The following is a 17,001-nucleotide window of genomic DNA, read 5'->3' as shown; positions in this document are numbered from 1 at the left end:
GTTAGGAAAAAGAATGAAAACTTTGAGTATGAAGTTTATGCAGATATTGCTCTTGGTAGGCAGTACTCAAGCATTGGCCGCCGATTTTCGGGTGGGCATAGTGAATACCGAACGTATTTTGCGTGAATCTGCTCCCGCTGTGAAGGCCGAGAAAAAGATTGAGAAGGAGTTTTCCGGACGTGACCAGGAAATCAAGAAAGTCGCTAAGCAAGTGAAAGATGTGCAAACACTCATGGAAAAAGAAGGTTTGACGCTGCCAGAGGGTGAAAAACGCAACAAAGAACGTGAACTGGCCAATCTCAACATGAATCTGCAACGCATGCAACGTGGTTTCAGCGAAGATTTGAATCTGCGCAAGAATGAGGAAATGTCAGTGGTTCTGGAGCATGCTAATAAAGCAATTCAAGCGCTTGCAGAAAAAGAAAAATATGACTTGATATTACAAGAAGCTGTATATCGCAACCCAAATATTGATATTACCGAAAAAGTTTTGAAATACATGGCAAATGATAAATAAAGCTTTAAGTTATATTTAAATTGTATGAAGCGAACAGACTATAGTCTTAAAGAAATTGCAGCACGTTTCGGTGGTTCGTTGCTGGATAATACCGAGACAACAGTTAATCAAATAGCTACGCTAGAAAACGCGCAAGCAGGGCATCTTACTTTTTTGGCGAGCGCAAAATATCGCCCGCTGCTTGCTACTACGCATGCCAGTGCAATAATTGTAGGCCCGGCAGACGCTGAGGCAACATCACTTCCCCGCATCGTATGCGACAACCCTTATGTTTATTTTGCCAAGGTTTCCGCATTCCTGAATCCTCCCGCTTTAGTTGTGCCGGGCATACACCCCAGTGCCGTGATTGAAGAAGGGGTTCATATTGATCCGACTGCCTATATTGGTACGAATGTGGTGATCGGAGCAGATACCAGGATAGGCGCTGGCTGTGTGATTATGGCAGGATGCAGTATTGGTGCTGGGGTAACGATAGGTATAGACGCACGTTTATATCCACGCGTCGTGGTTTATCACAATTGTGTTTTGGGAAATAGACTGATAGCACATTCTGGCGTAGTGATCGGCGCCGACGGTTTCGGCATAGCGATGAATGAAGGCCACTGGCTGAAAATTCCGCAGATTGGGCGTGTGGTCATTGGTGATGATGTGGAGATCGGCGCGAACACCACTATCGATCGTGGCGCGTTGGATGACACAGTGATTGAGGAAGGAGTCAAGTTAGATAATTTGATTCAGATTGCGCACAATGTTCGCATTGGTGCACATACCGCTATTGCTGGATGTGTTGGCATTGCAGGTAGCGCGATCATCGGGCGCCATTGTCGAATAGGGGGTGGAACCGGTATTTTAGGACATACGCAGATATCGGATCATGTCGAGATTTCTTCCTATACGATGATCGGAAAATCTATTCGAGAGCCTGGTACCTATACTGGAATTTTTCCATTCAGTTCGCACGAAGTGTGGCGCAAAAATGCTGCCCAACTGCGTCATCTGGATGAACTGGCAAATAAAATAAAAATGTTGCAGCAAGAAATTGAGATCTTAAGGAAGGAAGGTTGATGAGCACAGGTACCCAAATGGACATCTATGAAGTTTTGGAATACTTGCCGCACCGTTATCCATTCCTGCTAATCGATCGTGTGCTGTCATACGATCCCGGCAAGGATATCGTGGCACTGAAAAATGTCAGTATAAATGAACCTTTCTTTGGCGGTCATTTTCCGCATCATCCGGTTATGCCCGGAGTGCTTATCGTGGAAGCCATGGCGCAGGCTGCGGCAATACTGACATTTAAGACACTAGGCACCAAGCCGGACGATAAATCAGTTTATTATTTTGTGGGTATTGATGGAGCGCGTTTCAAGAAACCAGTGAGTGCAGGTGACCAACTTATTTTAAAGGTATCGTTCCTCCGTAATGTGCGCGGCCTATGGAAGTTTTCTGCGACTGCGGAAGTAGACGGGCAGATTGTCGCAGAGGCTGAATTGATGTGTACTGTTCGGGAATTGTAATGCTTCACCCTACAGCTCTTATTCACCCAAATGCTAAATTGGCAAGTAACGTTGAGGTGGGTGCGTATTCAATCATCGGTGAGCATGTCGAGATCGGCAATAACACACAGATCGGTCCACATGTAGTGATCGGCGGACACACCAGCATCGGCCAGCACAACCGCATATTTCAGTTTTGTTCACTGGGAGAAATCCCGCAAGACAAGAAGTACGCGGGTGAACCGACGCGGCTGGAAATTGGTGATAACAATACTATTCGTGAATTCTGTACCTTCAATATAGGCACCTCACAAGATGTTGGCGTAACACGTGTTGGAAACAATAACTGGATCATGGCCTATGTGCATTTGGCGCATGATTGTCAGATCGGAAGCCACACTATTTTTGCTAATAACGCAAGTCTGGCCGGGCATGTCAAGATTGCTGATTATGTAATACTAGGAGGATTTTCTATCGTGCACCAGTTTTGTCAAATAGGCATGCATGCAATTATTGGAATGGGATCGGTTCTCTTGCAGGATGTCCCGCCTTATGTCACTGCCGCTGGCAACCCGGCTGCACCTCACGGGATTAATTCAGAAGGGTTGAAGCGGCGGGGTTTTTCAAGTACAGCGGTAATGGCGATTAAGCGCGCTTATAAAACCTTGTACAAATCGGGTTTGATGTTAGAGCAGGCTAAAGTAGTCATTGAAGAACAGGCAGCAGAATATCCAGATTTAAATGTACTGGTTGATTTTCTAGGTCGTTCGCAACGCGGTTTTATTCGTTAGTTTCGTCATATGACACAGCCCGTAAAAGTGATCGGTATTGTTGCCGGTGAAGCTTCCGGTGACCTGCTCGCCAGCCATATGATGGAGGAACTAAAACGAGCAGTGCCCAGCGTGAGATTCATTGGAATCGGTGGGCCCAAGATGCAGGCAGTTGGTATGCAAGTATTATTCCCGCAGGAAAAGCTTGCAGTGCGCGGTTATGTCGAAGTGCTGAGACATTATTGTGAAATTATGGGTATACGTCGCAAGCTCCGGGCATATTTCTATGCTCATCCCCCCGATTTATTTGTTGGCATTGATGCGCCAGACTTTAATCTTGATCTAGAGTTGAAGCTCAAGGAACGTGGCATTCCCACCGTGCATTATATTAGTCCCTCTATTTGGGCATGGCGCGGCGAACGCATCCACAAGATTAAGCGTGCGGTATCGCATATGCTGGCATTATTTCCTTTTGAATCACCACTATATGAAAAGGCAGGCATTCCGGTAACCTATGTTGGACACCCTCTGGCCGATATATTGCCAGAATTACCCAATCGGGACGCAATGCGCGTGCAGATGCGTTTGCCCACACAAAGCAATGTGTTCGCCTTTTTGCCAGGAAGCCGCCAGAGTGAGGTGCGAAATCTGGCTTTAATCTTTATTGATACCGCGAGAATTATTTTACAAAAATTGCCTGAAGCAATCTTTCTTGTACCATTGGCGACCATTGAAACGCGTCGTATTTTTGAGGAAATATTGAGGCATTGCGGGGGACAGGATTTGCCAATCAGGATCCAATTGGGTCATGCGCACGATGCGATAATTGCTGCTGATGTTGTGTTGGTTGCATCGGGTACCGCTACGCTGGAAGTAGCCCTGCTCAAACGTCCCATGGTGATCACTTACAAAATGCCAGCCTTGTCATATTGGCTATTAAAGCCCAAGGCATACCAGCCATATTTCGGTCTTCCAAATATTCTTGCAGGTAAATTTGTAGTGCCGGAACTGTTTCAGAATGATGCAACACCGGAGAATCTTGCACAGGCGCTGCTAAACTGGTTGTCTAACAAGCAAGCCGTTACCGAGCTGGAAGCAATATTTACTGATATGCACTCCACGCTTAGGCAGGGTAATGCGCATAAAGCCGCGCAAGCTATCTTGTCATATCTGGGTATGCAACAAAGGGACAGCAAGTGAAAAATCAATTGCTTATCTGTGGAGTGGATGAAGCTGGGCGTGGGCCGTTAGCGAGCCCTGTCTATGCCGCTGCGGTAATATTGGACGACCGCCGGCCAATAGAGGGACTAAATGATTCCAAGAAGCTCAGCGAAAAGCAGCGTAATTCTCTAGCGTTAGAAATAAAGCAATATGCCTTGGTATGGGCGATTGCAGAGGCTTCAGTCGAAGAGATTGATTCCATAAATATTTTGCGTGCCAGCCTGCTAGCTATGCGCCGTGCAATTGAAATGCTGCAGATCCGACCACATGAAGTTTTGGTCGATGGCTTGTATTGCCCGGATACGGGACTCCCGAGCCGTGCCATTGTGCGAGGGGATAGTAGTGTTGCGTCCATTTCGGCAGCTTCTATATTGGCTAAAACTGCGCGTGATGCGGCTATGTTGTTGCTGCATGATATTTATCCCCAATATGGTTTTGCTGCGCACAAAGGCTACGCGACTGGGGCACATCTGGCGGCATTGAGAATGCACGGCATTTCCGCCGAACACAGAAGAAGTTTCCGACCCGTACGAGAAGCATTGGAACAGAAAAAGGGATGAAGGGAATCTGTTCAATCAAATGTACATTCCTATGGTAGTAATTGGGGTTGGGAGTATATTTTGGCTATATTCGCACTAAGTGTTGACGTATAATATACTTTTATTATTCAATAGAATAAGCGATTATGAAGATCGACGAATTTCAATTTAGAATTTCAATTTGCTTACCAAGTTGGACTACTTATCTACTCTCCGCTAGATCATTGCGCGCCCATGCCACCTTCGTCAAACTATTGTGCGGCTGTCTGATATTGATCCTGGTTGCGGAAGAAGCCTTTCCAATCCCTGTCATGACATCATGACGCGACAAACAAGCACTGGCCGTTGGTTTGGTGGTGCAGATCCGTTGTGTAAATCTTGAGCGCGCCCTGTGAATCAGTCTCCCTCGCTCCCCTTAAATACTGAAAATGAATATATTCCGTTAATTATTGATTTGGACGGAACTTTAACGCCAACGGATACGCTAATTGAGTCGATCATTCGGTTGATCAAAAACAATCCCTTAGATGGGCTGAAGCTTCCATTTTGGATGCTAAGCGGTCGTGCTGTTTTCAAGTCGAATATTGCTACACGAGCTGATTTCTCAGTTGAAAATCTGCCTTATCGACAGCCGCTTGTGGATTACTTACGCAGCGAAAAGGAAAAAGGTCGACGAATTATCCTTGCCACGGCGGCTCATCGGAGCATTGCTGAATCTGTAGCAAAGCACCTTGGGTTGTTCGATAGCGTGCTTGCAAGCGATGAGAAACGAAATCTGAAAGGAAAGATTAAGCTCGAAGCCATCCGCGAAACGGTCGGTGAAAGGTTTGTTTACGCGGGCGATAGCGCGGCCGATTTACCTATCTGGAAGGCGGCCGAAGCTGCGATATTGGTAGGGGCATCTTCCCAAGTTTCAAAGGCTGCTCGGCGTATGACTCCAATTGAGCGGGAGTTTCCTCGAATAAATCCAGGTGGAATTGTTTGGCTTCGTGCGTTACGGATCCATCAATGGCTCAAAAACCTTCTGCTATTTGTCCCGTTATTGACGGCTTTTTCTTTTTTAGATGGCAGTAAGCTGACGACAATGATTGTCGCGTTTTTCGCCTTCTCGCTTGCTGCGTCTGCAACCTATGTGGTAAATGACCTATGGGATCTTGAAAATGACAGGTCGCATCCACGAAAGCGTAATCGCCCATTTGCCAATGCCAGCATAACGATTCCGACTGGCATCACAGTGGCCGCTGGCGCGATGATGGTAGCGCTCATGTTGGCGGCCTTCATTTCGAATGGTTTTTTTCTGATGCTTCTTCTCTATATTACGCTTACCAGCGCGTACAGCTGGGTACTCAAAGAGTATGTGCTGATTGATGTAGTGATGCTCTCGTTACTGTACACACTACGCATCCTTGCAGGAGCGGTTGCTATCAGCATACCAACCAGTTCTTGGTTGCTCGCATTTTCAGTATTTATTTTTTTCAGCCTTGCTTTAGTAAAGCGCTGTTCCGAGCTTGTTTCTATCGGGCAGATAGGGGGGGAGGCAGCGCGTGGGCGCGACTATCGTGTAACTGATCTGATTGTACTTTGGCCATTGGGGATTGGCGCTGCTCTTTGCGCCGTGGTTGTGTTTGGCTTGTTTATTAGTGCTGCGGAAACCCAGGCAAGATATGTTAGTGCTCAACTTTTATGGTTCGTTGCCATCGGTTTAATTTATTGGCTTGGGCGTCTATGGATCAAGACTGCCCGGGGTGAAATGCATGACGACCCACTGGTTTTTGCGCTCAAGGATTCGGGTAGCCGTATGACGATTCTGGCGATGCTCCTCGCAACTCTCGTTGCTCATTCCATACATATTGGGTAGGTAATGAATACACTGATTATTGCCATGACGAGCATTATTCTCTCCGTTGCAGCTCAATTTGCACTAAAAAACGGTATGTCGAGCATTGAAGTAAAAGAAGCGCTATCCCAACCAGCTGCCCTGCGTACCATTTTTGTAATTCTGACAAACAAATTCGTGATTGGTGGTTTTTTGTTGTATGGACTAGGAGCCGTCGTGTGGCTTGGAGTTCTCTCGCGTTGGGATGTGAGTAAGGCGTATCCTTTAGTCGGGATGGGATTTGGATTGACTGTCATTGTAGGGTTACTGTTGGGCGAACAAATCACAATGTTACGTACTGTTGGAGTAGCGCTCATTTGTGCGGGCGTTTTCCTGGTCAGCCGGAGTTGATATTGCGAACAGCTCTGCTACCGATTCTCGCTGTCATAACCATCAGTATCTTAATGGTTGCACATCTATTTTTACGCGCACCCATTTTCCCATTCTCTCCAGATAGCGCTAACTATATTGATCAAGCTCGAAGCCTGATTCAAAACGGTTTAACGTTTAGCATTTCATCTGGATCAAATGGAATGGATAAAACGCCGAGCTCTTTGTTTCCAATAGGATTCCCTATCATATTAGCATCCTTAAGTATTTTCGGCCTGGATGCACAAGAGGCCTCTATTGCGGTAGGGTGGCTGTCTGCAATTTTATTTCCTGTGCTGTTATACATTTGTTTCAAAAAACAAATAGGTCCGTCATACGCAGTGATATTGGCTGGCCTGAGTGTGCTCTCACCGGGAGTACTCACGTATGCTCCCATGGGTTTAACCGATATATTCTCCTTGATACTTGCTGTTGGTGCCATTGGATTAGTATTGAACTCCCGTTTAACCATTTTTTTCTTTGTGGGTGGTGTAGTTGCAGGATTGGCGTACGCAGTAAGGAATGCGCATATGGCTTTACTTGCAGCACTCGCCGTGTATTTTTTATACCTGTGGGTTAGCAATCCAGCACAGCGCACTCAAACAATAAAGCAGGCTATAGCTTTTGTAGTAGGGGCATCGACCATCATATTGCCATTATTACTACGTAATTTAATGATCTTTGGCGCGCTGAATCCTTACGAGATGGAGCCATCCACGGTGAGTGTCGCGCACAACGTTAGAGTGTATATTCAAGAATTTACATATGACTTATCGGCCTTGCGTAATCTTGGACTTTTCGTTGGATGGTCTATTCAGGGATTAATTCTTCTCTTGGTGTTGGTGATCGGTGGAGGTTGGATGCTGCTGGTTGTGTGGAGGGGACAATTAGCGGAAGAAAAGAAGAAGACAATATTTCTGTGTATTACATATTCAATAATGGGTGCATGTGTTGTAATTGCCGCACGTTCACGTTATGAATGGGGTGAGATGATCAATATACGGCATACCTTGCAGTACACGCCGTTCTTTTTAGCTGCTTTACTTGCTGCTATTCCTGGTGTTAGCAGGGATATATCTTTATCTATCGTGCGGAAAAGCGGACTGACCTTAGTGTGTTTCCTTGGAATCCTTCATGCATTCTATGCACACAGATTAGGAGCAGAATATCAGCAAAGCATTCATAGAGGGTTAGATGCGATGAATGCATATCAGAATGGAAAAAACCATTTGTGTGTCTCTGAAGGTAATACCCTGCTTATGTCGAATTGGGAATATGTATTTCGCATTCAATGTGATGCACGTGTTCAGAATGCGGAACCTGTTAATCTGCGATGTGATGCATCAAGATCTTCGATCATTGAGCAGCCTGAGAAATGCAATACATTAGTCACTGGCATATTGAATCTATCAGACAGGTTAGTGGGCAGATCAATAAGGGCTGGTTTCTTTCCTGGTCGCTATGGGGTAAGTGCTAATAATCTGCCACTTCCTGAAGTAGATATTGTAAGTTTGCAGAATTCCGGGTGGGACATTGTTCAGAACAATGCCAGCGGTCTGTTACTGTCACATCAATCCCACAGTGCAAAAAATCTCGGCCACGCTTTGAAGTAAGCAGTTAAAACCCGCTACTTGCGGCGTAGTGTTTATTCAGTAAAAAATTTGGTTCTTAATACTATTTTGCCAGGATGTTATCTTGATTTTTGCGTTTTTAATGATGAGAGAAAATTTTGAGTGAGTTTTGGCTTAAGGTTAAAAAAACCCTGGAATTTCACTCTTTTCGAGCGGCGCGTGCGATGCGTGGTACGTGGTGGAATGTAGCGCAAATTCCGGCCGACAAGCCTATTTTTATCGTTGGCTGTAGTCGTGCTGGTACTACTTTGGTGTATAAGACCTTTTCCGAGTCTCACGCCATCGGCTCGTTGAATCGTGAAACTCATGATTTCTGGGTGGATATGCATCCGCTCTCTAACAAAAACTGGGATACACATGGCCTTGATGCAATTGATGCCAGCGCCTTTGACCGTGACTACGTTTCGCGTTATTTCTATGCCTGGACGGGGCAATCCCGCTTCGTCGACAAGAATAATCAGAACGGCTTATGTGTACCTTATTTATATTCCTTATTTCCTGATGCTTATTTTGTTTATGTAAAACGCAGTCCCGGTGACAACATCAACTCACTGATTGAGGGTTGGAATAAACCCGGAGAATTCGCCACTTGGTCAAATTTATTACCAGAAAAGGTCGCTGTTGAAAACGGGCACTATACGCAATGGTGTTTCTTTCTGTCCGATGGGTGGCGTGAGTATCTGGACAAACCCATAGAAAATGTCTGTGCTTTCCAATATCGCGCCATCAATGAAGAAATTCTTGCGGCAAAAGAACTTATTCCCACTCAACAGTGGACTGAAGTTTTTTACGAAGATTTAGTACGTGACCCGGTTACTGGGTTTCGGCCAGCTTTCGAACAATGTGGCTTGACGTTTACTCACGATCTTAAACAACATTGCGCAAGCGTCTTGTCTACACCCTATAACGCTTTTTCCGAAATTCGACTGGACAAATGGAAAGATGGGCGTAACCGTGATCGAATCGAGCGCGTGCTGCCGGAAATGACGGCTGTAGCGCGAGCAATGGGGTACAAGCTCTGAACATGATAACGCTGCTGTTACTGCCGCCGCTGGCCTGGGCGCTGTTGCTGGCGTTGTATGCCAAGCGGTTTATCGCCTTGTGGCATGAACCGGTATGGTGCTGCCCGGTACTGGTAATCGAAAGTGATGACTGGGGCGCGGGCATGCTATCTCAAGCGGCAGCGCTGGATGATCTTCGTCAGCTGCTCAACTGTCATTGCGATCACACCAGGCGGCACCCGGTGATGACACTGGGCATTGTACTGGCCATCGCCGACACTGAAGCGATACGCGCTGCTACTGACCGTAAATATTTAAGTATCGTATTGGATGATGCGCGTCTGGCACCAGTGCTGACCGCTTTGCGCACGGGCATCGTTGAGGGCGTGTTCGCCCCTCAGTTGCATGGCATGGAACACTACTGGCCCGCTGCCGTTCTGGTTGCCGCCCAAACCGACAAACGGGTGGAAGCATGGCTTACAGGCGATACCTTACCGCGTACCGAAGACTTGCCTTCGCCGTTGCAAAGTCGTTGGACTGCGGCTACCGTGTTGCCTTCATTGCCACTCTCAATCTCGGAAATAAATGAAGCCGTTGCTACTGAAGCCCGTACATTCCAGCGTATTTTCGGAATGACGGCGCAGGTTGCCGTGCCTACTACCTTCGTGTGGAACGATGAGGTCGAACGCGCTTGGTCAGCGCACGGTGTGCGTTGCATCGTCACTCCCGGCATGCGCCTTGAATATCGCGATGCACAAGGCCGTCCGGCGGGTGATGGGCGGAAAATACTAAACGGCGAATGCGGCCAAAACGACGTGCTATACGTAGTGCGCGACCAGTATTTCGAGCCTGCACTCGGTCACTGCGCTGAACAAGGACTGGCGGCACTAGCGCGGCAAACTGCGTGCGCTCGCCCAACACTACTGGAAACCCACCGCTTCAATTTTCTCGGAGAATCTGCCAGCGTTGCCATGCAAGAGCTTAATAACTTGTTGGATAAGGCTCGTGCTAATTATCGTACTTTACGTTTCCTATCCACCCAGGAAATCGCCGAAGCAATGGCGCACAAGGATACAGAATTGATCGAAACCAGCCTACGGCCGCGTCTGCGCGCGTGGCTGGTACGCATCCACATTCTTCCGCGTTTTACCAAACTGGCGCGCTTCACCGGACTAGTGTGGCCGTTGCGGTTGTTGGGGAAATGGGCTGCATGAGTAATCCGCGATTTTCCGTTATTATCCCCGCCTACAATGCAGCGGCGACGCTGGCGCGCGCATTAGATTCGGTGTTAGCGCAAACCTGGCCAGCGCACGAGATCATTGTAGTGGACGATGGATCCGGCGATGCCACTGCCGCGGTGGTGGCGACGTATGGTGATAAAGTTCGCTATCTGTATCAGCACAATGCGGGCGTATCGGCCGCGCGTAACGCCGGGGCACAGGCAGCCAGTGGTGACTGGCTGGCCTTTCTTGATGCCGATGACTGGTATTATCTCAACCGTTTGAAATGGCACGCCGACTGGATTGCGCGTGATTCTGATCTTGATTTTTTAACTGGAGACTATGAATACCGTGACCCGTCGGGTAAGTTGATTGGCACGTCGATGGCTGGCAGGCAGTCGGGGCAACACATGCTGCTAAAAGCGGCAGGCGCACGCGAGGTGGTGATGCAGGGATCCGAATTTGAGGCTTTCGTGGCCGACCATTTTGGTGATACTCACACGCTCAGTGTGCCTCTGATCACATTTCTGGCGCTGGGGGGATATCCGTTGGGCTTCAAGGTGTGTGAAGACGTGCATTTACTCACCCGTCTGGTTGCGCGTAGCCGTCGTGTCGGAGTGATCTGCGAGCCGATGGCGGTTTACCTCATTCACTCGGCCAGTGCCACACGTGCCGACCCGGTGCGTGCTCAACTCGAAAATGTGCGTACCTTGATTGCCCTGGGTGAACAGGTGGCCAACTTGCCCGCTGCAGTACGTCGTGGGTACACCACGCGATTGCGCCAGGCACGCCTGAATCTCGGCTATGCGTTGAGTAAAACCGGCAATCGCGTGGGGGCGATGCGTGCCGTATTACCCTCGCTAATCGAAGCCCCGAGTTTTGCCAGCATGCGCAATTTGTTGTCCATTCTTAAAGGCTGAACATGCCGCGTTATTTGGTACTTACCGAATTATTCCTGCCCACCAAAGGCGGCACCGCAGTCTGGTTTGCCGAGGTGTACCGACGCCTATCGGGCAAGGAAACCCATATTGTGACTGCCGACGTACCGGATGCGGCGGCAGTGGATGCGACGCACCCCAACACAGTACATCGTATCAGTATGCGTCGTGTGACCTGGCTCCGACCGGAATCGTTGGGCATGTATGCTAACCTGTTTATTAAATCCTTATGGTTAGCGCTTACCCACCGCTTTACTGCTATTCATGCTGGCCGCGCCCTGCCGGAAGGCATTACAGCTTGGCTGGTAGCACGGTTGACTTTGCATCCGGTCGTAATTTACGCTCACGGTGAGGAACTTACCACTTGGGGGCACGGTGGCAAATATAAGGCAATGCGCTTTGCTTTACGTCACGCTGACCGAGTCATTGCTAATAGTGAATATACTCGCGATGCACTCATCAAAATGGATGTAAATCCTGCCAGCATTACTCTTATTTATCCTGGTGTGGATGTGACCCGTTTTCGTCCAGGTTTGGCGTGTGCAGAGTTGCGTCAATCAGTGGATGTAACGAATGTTGGCAAGCTGATTTTGTCTGTAGGACGGCTGTCACGGCGTAAAGGATTTGACCAAGTGATCCAGGCACTTCCTGCACTCATTCAGGCTGGGTTGGATATACAGTACGTGTTGATTGGTATTGGCGAAGATTATGATTATTTGTTCGATCTCGCACGCAAACACGGTGTGGCTGACCGTGTTCACTTATTGGGTCACGTCAGTCCTGATGACCTGCCGCGTTGGTACAATGCCTGCGACGTATTCATCATGCCTAACCGTGAGATTAATGGGGATACTGAAGGTTTTGGCATGGTGTTTATTGAAGCTGCGGCATGTGGCAAGCCCGCCATTGCCGGACAAGCTGGTGGCACTGGCGCAGCGGTAGTGGATGGAGCGACGGGTTTTAGAGTGGATGGTACGGATACTGCTGCAGTCACTATCGCATTGCAGCGGATATTGGAAAACACGCAATATGCTCAGCAGATGGGGAATCGTGCATTAGCGAGAGCGATCGAACGATTTGATTGGTCTGTCGTGGCTGAAAAAACTCACCAATTGTAATTAAAATAACAACCAGATCTATAAGGCATAAAAATCACCACATAATCTTTTTTGGGCAGCGAAATCTGGTGAGGTAGATTTGCGAGGGAGCATATTGCAAAAAACTTTGAGGCTGCTTATTAGTAAATGTTTGCTGGCATACAATCTAGCTGAATGGAATTGAATTTCAAAGAACAATACAGGAGGATATGCAATGCGACTTAGAGTATTCGCATTTTTGATGGTCAGTGTGTTCCAGTCTTATAGCTTTGCTGAAGTAGGATTTACGGTAACTAAGGCAGAATTGGCATCGATGCCGCCATACTGTACTGCCCTATATGGGAAGTACCATGGAATGCCGCAGCCACAAGATTCACCCTTACGCCATACCATTCCTGCTGGTTGCCCCAGTGTTCATCATTATTGTGATGGGCTTAAGTATATTCTGAGGGCAGATCATGCAATGGGTAATAAAGCAGATTTTGGTTACAACATGCAAAACGCCATTACAAGTTTTAATGGTGTTACTGAAGAGTGGCGTAGCGCTGCACCAAAATGCTCCCTCAGGGCTGAAGCACATACCAATCTTGCAAAGTCTCTTTTGAGAATGGGTAAACGCCAACCAGCCGCCGCTAGTCAAGCAATTAGCAACCTTAATCAAGCAATAGAACTTGCACCGGAATTTTTGCAATCCTATATAACACTAGCTGATGTCTATATTGATAATGGACAAAAGGGGAAGGCCAAAGGAATTATTGAAGAGGGTCTGGCACATATTCCAAATTCAAAAGCACTTGCCAAGCGATATGTAAGTCTTGGCGGTAATCTCTCAACAATTAAACCAGTCACGAAGCCTGCTCCCACAACTATCGAGGAAAGTGTCACTGTCGGCAAAGCATCACAACCCATTGAGGTAAAGCCTACTGAGGTAAAGCCTACTGAGGTAAAGCCTACTGAGGTAAAGCCTACTGAGGTAAAGCCTACTGAGGTAAAACCTACTGAGGTAAAACCTACTGAGGTAAAACCTGCTGAGGTAAAACCTGCTGAGACAAAACCTGCTGAGCTGAAATCTGAGAGCAATACCGGTAGCGAACCCCCACCAAAAATCGGCTCGCAGAAAAGCCCCTATTGCCGGTTTTGCCCAGAAGACTGAAGAGATTAGTTGATTGTGGATCGCTATGCCTGTGGACTCGTACAGCCTAAGCAAACGAAAAAGCAGTTTATTAAGGGCGCGCTCAATAACCAACCGCAACACCTTGGAGAGGTTAAGGTGTTGGGATGGAGAAATCAGGAAAACATTACAAGCAGTTGAATGCTGAAGAGCGCGCGACGATAATGCTAATGAAACGAGCAGGAAGTGGACTGAGGGAAATTGGGCGATACTTGAAACGCTCGCCAAGCACTATCTCAAACGAGATAGCACGGGATTTGGGGTGTGAGTCTGGCTACGTTGCCTCCTTGGCTGGCGAACAGGCGCACCGTCTGCGAATCAAGCCCCGTAGGCCATTGAAGCTCGTGGAAGGGAATCCGTTGTTTGAAGTAGTAAAGGAACATCTCAAGAAGAAATGGTCACCTGAGCAAATTGCAGGCACACTTAAAAGTATGCACCCAGCTCAGCCCTCACAACGTGTAAGCCACGAAACGATTTACCACACGCTTTACGCCATGCCGCGTGGTGAACTGCGCCGTGAATTGATTGCCAGCTTACGCTGGAGCCGAGACAAGCGCCGTTCCAAGACCCGTGCTCCAGATGGTCGTGGGCATATAGCAGAAATGCAGAGCATCCATATGCGTCCGCCGGAAGTGGCGGATCGTTTGATACCGGGGCACTGGGAAGCTGACATGATCAAAGGCGCGATGAACCGTTCCTCAGTCGGCACGCTGGTCGAACGCACCACATTAATGGTGGTGTTAGCCAAAATGACTGATGGCACGGCGCAATCGGCCCTGGACGGTTTTAGTGAAGCGCTCAGTGCAATTCCACCTGAGCTACGCAAGACCTTCACCTACGATCAAGGGCGCGAGATGAGCAAACACGTGCAGATGACTGAACGAACGGGTATGGCGGTTTACTTCTGCGACCCGCACAGCCCGTGGCAACGCGGCTTGAACGAGAATACGAACGGACTGCTGCGCCAGTATTTGCCCAAGGGGGCAGACCTGTCGGTTTACACGCAAGAACAGTTGGATGAAATTGCTTGGAGTTTAAATACACGTCCGAGGAAATCGCTCGGATTTCGAACGCCAGTAGCGGTTTACAACGAGCTCCTGCTCAATATGGAACTCGCTAAATCCGCGACTAAACATTAACTGTTGTGGTTGGTTCTTGAATCCACCAAGCAATAAAATGGAGTGATCTATTTATTATTTTCTTGCAAAAACAGGTTTCTTAGTGATTTGCAAAGCTTAATAAAAGCGTTTCAAATTCGCGTACAGGGCGGGTAGTAAAATTTTGCTCCACTCGAACGCGGCCAGCTTCGCCAAGACGAGCGCGTAGCGCTGAATCGGCGATAAGTTGCATTACGCGTGCCGTGAGTCCATCCACGTCTTCTGGCTCTACCAGATAACCGTTAACTCCGTCTTCCACCGCCTCGGGAATACCACCCACCCGTGTAGCAACCACTGGTTTGCGGCAAGCGCCAGCTTCCAGACTGATTAATCCTAAAGGCTCCTGCCAGCGCGATGGCACCACGACGATGTTGGCAGTGTGGTAGATATCTTCCACTTTTTTTATATAGCCAATATAGCGGATGCGTGTATCACCACATGCCATGTTTTCAAGATCTTGCGCTGAATAGGAACCTGGAAATCTCTTTGGATCTCGACATTCACCCGCAATTAGAAAACAGGCATCAGGATTCGGAATTTGACGGGCCATCGCAATGAAATCCTGCACGCCCTTGATATCACGAATCTGTCCCAGAAAAACCACCACGATGTCGCTCTCGGAAAGGCCGAGCTCTTTCCGTATGCTGTGCCCGGCATCAAAACGGTCCAAGCTAATTGGGTTGTAGATCACGGGTTTGTAGATTGCTGTCGGTAAGGATTGCTCAGCAGTGTAGTGCGATACTGCTATGGCTGCTCGGCACCAAGCCATGGCTGGGGTTGGCTGGTCGTTGATTACATGATAATGGGCGAGGATAGGAATGCCCAACAACCGAGCTGCGAGTAGTTCAGCCGGGCGCCAGAAGTTGGAGCTGTTCACGTGAATGACCGCCACATGCTCACGCTTAAAAAATAACCAGGCCCGAAAAAAGCTGCGCAGATAGGTAATGGTTTTACCTGGCTCGGTGAAAGAGCCCCATATAACATAACGTAAATCGCGTTGTTTCAATTCATCCTCAATGGGGCCAGTGCCTGGCAACAGCAGCAAGGGGGTCAGTCTGTCACGATTCATCAGGTACAAATTGGTAAACAGCACCCGGCTGGCTCCTCCCCAATCTCCGGCACTCGTGGTGAAGAAGCAAACAACTGGTTTATTTCTCATTTACTTGATCTTTTCGGTTGTGCAACATAAACAAGCACCGATCCCTTACCGAACCGTTAATTCAGAATGCCGCTTTCTAGAGTGGGAGTTAGTGCTGTAATACGTTCTGTAAAACTCACTGTTTGATGACGTGGTATTTCCAAGTGCATTTTGGATGTCGCTGAACAGTTTCAGGCTTATCATGAAAAAACTCATCAATGGCTTTGGTGGCACCTGGCCAACGTGCATCGCCGTATTCATCGAACATGATGATGCCACCCTGCTGAACCTTGTCGTAGAAAGTTTCCAAAGAGAGTTTGTAGGACTCGTAAAGATCGCAGTCGAGATGCAGCAAGGCGATACGACCTTCGTAATTGAGCAGAGTTTTATCGAACCAGCCTTTTACAAGGTGTATACGTTCGCGAATTACCTCTTCACCCAGACGTCCGTCGCGCAGCACTTTAAGAACAGTGTCGGGCGGGTTGGCCCAAAATCTCTTGCCCTTGATTGGTGTGGTTTCGTCTTTCTCGACTGGATCGGGGAAGCCCTCGAAAGAATCGAACCCATAATATGTCCGGGGTGTTCCAATATAATCGCTGAACAATGTAAACAGCAAAGCCCCATGCCCGATTGAGACACCGCATTCGACGATATCCCCCTCCACTTTTTGCACCTTGTCCACCATGTCCTTGAAGTAAAGATAACGATCCAAAGCGCCGCGATAGATTCGTGGCAGGAAAGGTGAGTGGTTATAGTCGGCTGGTATGCTCTCCTCCAGCGGATCGATTTTCTCGATTTTGTAGCCTAAAGCGTGCAGGATTCGCTTGATGGTTGATTTGAACGGCACGGGGACTTCCCTT

General features: G+C 48.1%; 17 protein-coding genes. 15 read left to right on the top strand and 2 right to left on the bottom strand.

Going from position 1 to position 17,001, the window contains the following annotated elements; translation table 11 throughout:
- The first annotated feature begins 13 nt into the window (after window positions 1-13).
- The 15 genes from W01_RS03445 (at window position 14) to W01_RS03375 (ending at window position 14,985) form a co-directional block, all read left to right on the top strand.
- Window positions 14-517 carry an OmpH family outer membrane protein gene (locus W01_RS03445; RefSeq protein WP_198421339.1) on the top strand — a complete coding sequence of 168 codons (504 nt, stop codon included), beginning with the start codon at window positions 14-16 and terminating at the stop codon, window positions 515-517.
- Window positions 518-541: 24 nt separating this feature from the next.
- Complete coding sequence (lpxD, locus tag W01_RS03440) at window positions 542-1,582, top strand: UDP-3-O-(3-hydroxymyristoyl)glucosamine N-acyltransferase (protein WP_173052209.1); 1,041 nt, start codon at window positions 542-544, stop codon at window positions 1,580-1,582.
- Window positions 1,582-2,034 (top strand): 3-hydroxyacyl-ACP dehydratase FabZ, encoded by a 453-nt coding sequence (gene fabZ, locus W01_RS03435; RefSeq protein WP_242007026.1) that lies wholly within the window; start codon window positions 1,582-1,584, stop codon window positions 2,032-2,034. The genes lpxD and fabZ overlap by 1 nt, the downstream gene beginning before the upstream one ends.
- The gene (lpxA, locus tag W01_RS03430) at window positions 2,028-2,804 is read left to right on the top strand and encodes an acyl-ACP--UDP-N-acetylglucosamine O-acyltransferase (RefSeq protein ID WP_198421375.1); all 777 of its coding nucleotides are present in this window, start codon (window positions 2,028-2,030) and stop codon (window positions 2,802-2,804) included. Before fabZ ends, lpxA begins: the two co-directional genes overlap by 7 nt.
- A gap of 9 nt (window positions 2,805-2,813) precedes the next feature.
- Window positions 2,814-3,983, top strand: a complete 1,170-nt coding sequence (gene lpxB / locus W01_RS03425) for a lipid-A-disaccharide synthase (RefSeq protein WP_173052207.1) — start codon at window positions 2,814-2,816, stop codon at window positions 3,981-3,983.
- Window positions 3,980-4,564 carry a ribonuclease HII gene (gene rnhB / locus W01_RS03420; protein WP_173052206.1) on the top strand — a complete coding sequence of 195 codons (585 nt, stop codon included), beginning with the start codon at window positions 3,980-3,982 and terminating at the stop codon, window positions 4,562-4,564. Before lpxB ends, rnhB begins: the two co-directional genes overlap by 4 nt.
- A 370-nt stretch (window positions 4,565-4,934) precedes the next feature.
- Window positions 4,935-6,401 (top strand): UbiA family prenyltransferase, encoded by a 1,467-nt coding sequence (locus W01_RS03415; protein WP_173052205.1) that lies wholly within the window; start codon window positions 4,935-4,937, stop codon window positions 6,399-6,401.
- Window positions 6,402-6,404: 3 nt separating this feature from the next.
- Window positions 6,405-6,770: a hypothetical protein gene (locus tag W01_RS03410; RefSeq protein WP_173052204.1), complete on the top strand. Its 366-nt coding sequence runs from the start codon at window positions 6,405-6,407 to the stop codon at window positions 6,768-6,770.
- 2 nt (window positions 6,771-6,772) lie between these two features.
- Entirely contained in the window at window positions 6,773-8,401 is a 1,629-nt protein-coding gene (locus W01_RS03405) for a hypothetical protein (RefSeq protein WP_173052203.1), read from the top strand.
- Between the two features lie 116 nt (window positions 8,402-8,517).
- Window positions 8,518-9,441 carry a sulfotransferase family protein gene (locus W01_RS03400; protein WP_242007025.1) on the top strand — a complete coding sequence of 308 codons (924 nt, stop codon included), beginning with the start codon at window positions 8,518-8,520 and terminating at the stop codon, window positions 9,439-9,441.
- Window positions 9,442-9,443: 2 nt separating this feature from the next.
- Window positions 9,444-10,634 (top strand): glycosyl hydrolase, encoded by a 1,191-nt coding sequence (locus W01_RS03395; RefSeq protein WP_173052202.1) that lies wholly within the window; start codon window positions 9,444-9,446, stop codon window positions 10,632-10,634.
- A complete protein-coding gene (locus W01_RS03390; protein WP_173052201.1) occupies window positions 10,631-11,560 on the top strand; it encodes a glycosyltransferase family 2 protein in 930 nt (309 codons plus the stop codon). The genes W01_RS03395 and W01_RS03390 overlap by 4 nt, the downstream gene beginning before the upstream one ends.
- Window positions 11,561-11,562: 2 nt before the next feature.
- Entirely contained in the window at window positions 11,563-12,696 is a 1,134-nt protein-coding gene (locus W01_RS03385; protein WP_173052200.1) for a glycosyltransferase family 4 protein, read from the top strand.
- Window positions 12,697-12,889: 193 nt separating this feature from the next.
- On the top strand, window positions 12,890-13,828 hold the full coding sequence (locus W01_RS03380; protein WP_173052199.1) for a tetratricopeptide repeat protein: 939 nt from the start codon (window positions 12,890-12,892) through the stop codon (window positions 13,826-13,828).
- A 125-nt stretch (window positions 13,829-13,953) separates the two neighbouring features.
- Window positions 13,954-14,985: an IS30 family transposase gene (locus W01_RS03375; RefSeq protein WP_173052198.1), complete on the top strand. Its 1,032-nt coding sequence runs from the start codon at window positions 13,954-13,956 to the stop codon at window positions 14,983-14,985.
- 79 nt (window positions 14,986-15,064) lie between these two features.
- Here the strand turns inward: W01_RS03375 and W01_RS03370 are convergent, their stop codons facing one another.
- Together W01_RS03370 and W01_RS03365 are read right to left on the bottom strand one after the other, a co-directional pair.
- Window positions 15,065-16,162, bottom strand: a complete 1,098-nt coding sequence (locus W01_RS03370; protein WP_173052197.1) for a glycosyltransferase family 4 protein — start codon at window positions 16,160-16,162, stop codon at window positions 15,065-15,067.
- A gap of 115 nt (window positions 16,163-16,277) precedes the next feature.
- Window positions 16,278-16,988 carry a TylF/MycF/NovP-related O-methyltransferase gene (locus W01_RS03365; protein WP_173052196.1) on the bottom strand — a complete coding sequence of 237 codons (711 nt, stop codon included), beginning with the start codon at window positions 16,986-16,988 and terminating at the stop codon, window positions 16,278-16,280.
- Window positions 16,989-17,001 lie beyond the last annotated feature (13 nt).

The organism is Candidatus Nitrotoga sp. AM1P, from assembly GCF_013168275.1.
Classification (GTDB): domain Bacteria; phylum Pseudomonadota; class Gammaproteobacteria; order Burkholderiales; family Gallionellaceae; genus Nitrotoga.
This window is presented reverse-complemented; position numbering and strand designations above follow the sequence as displayed.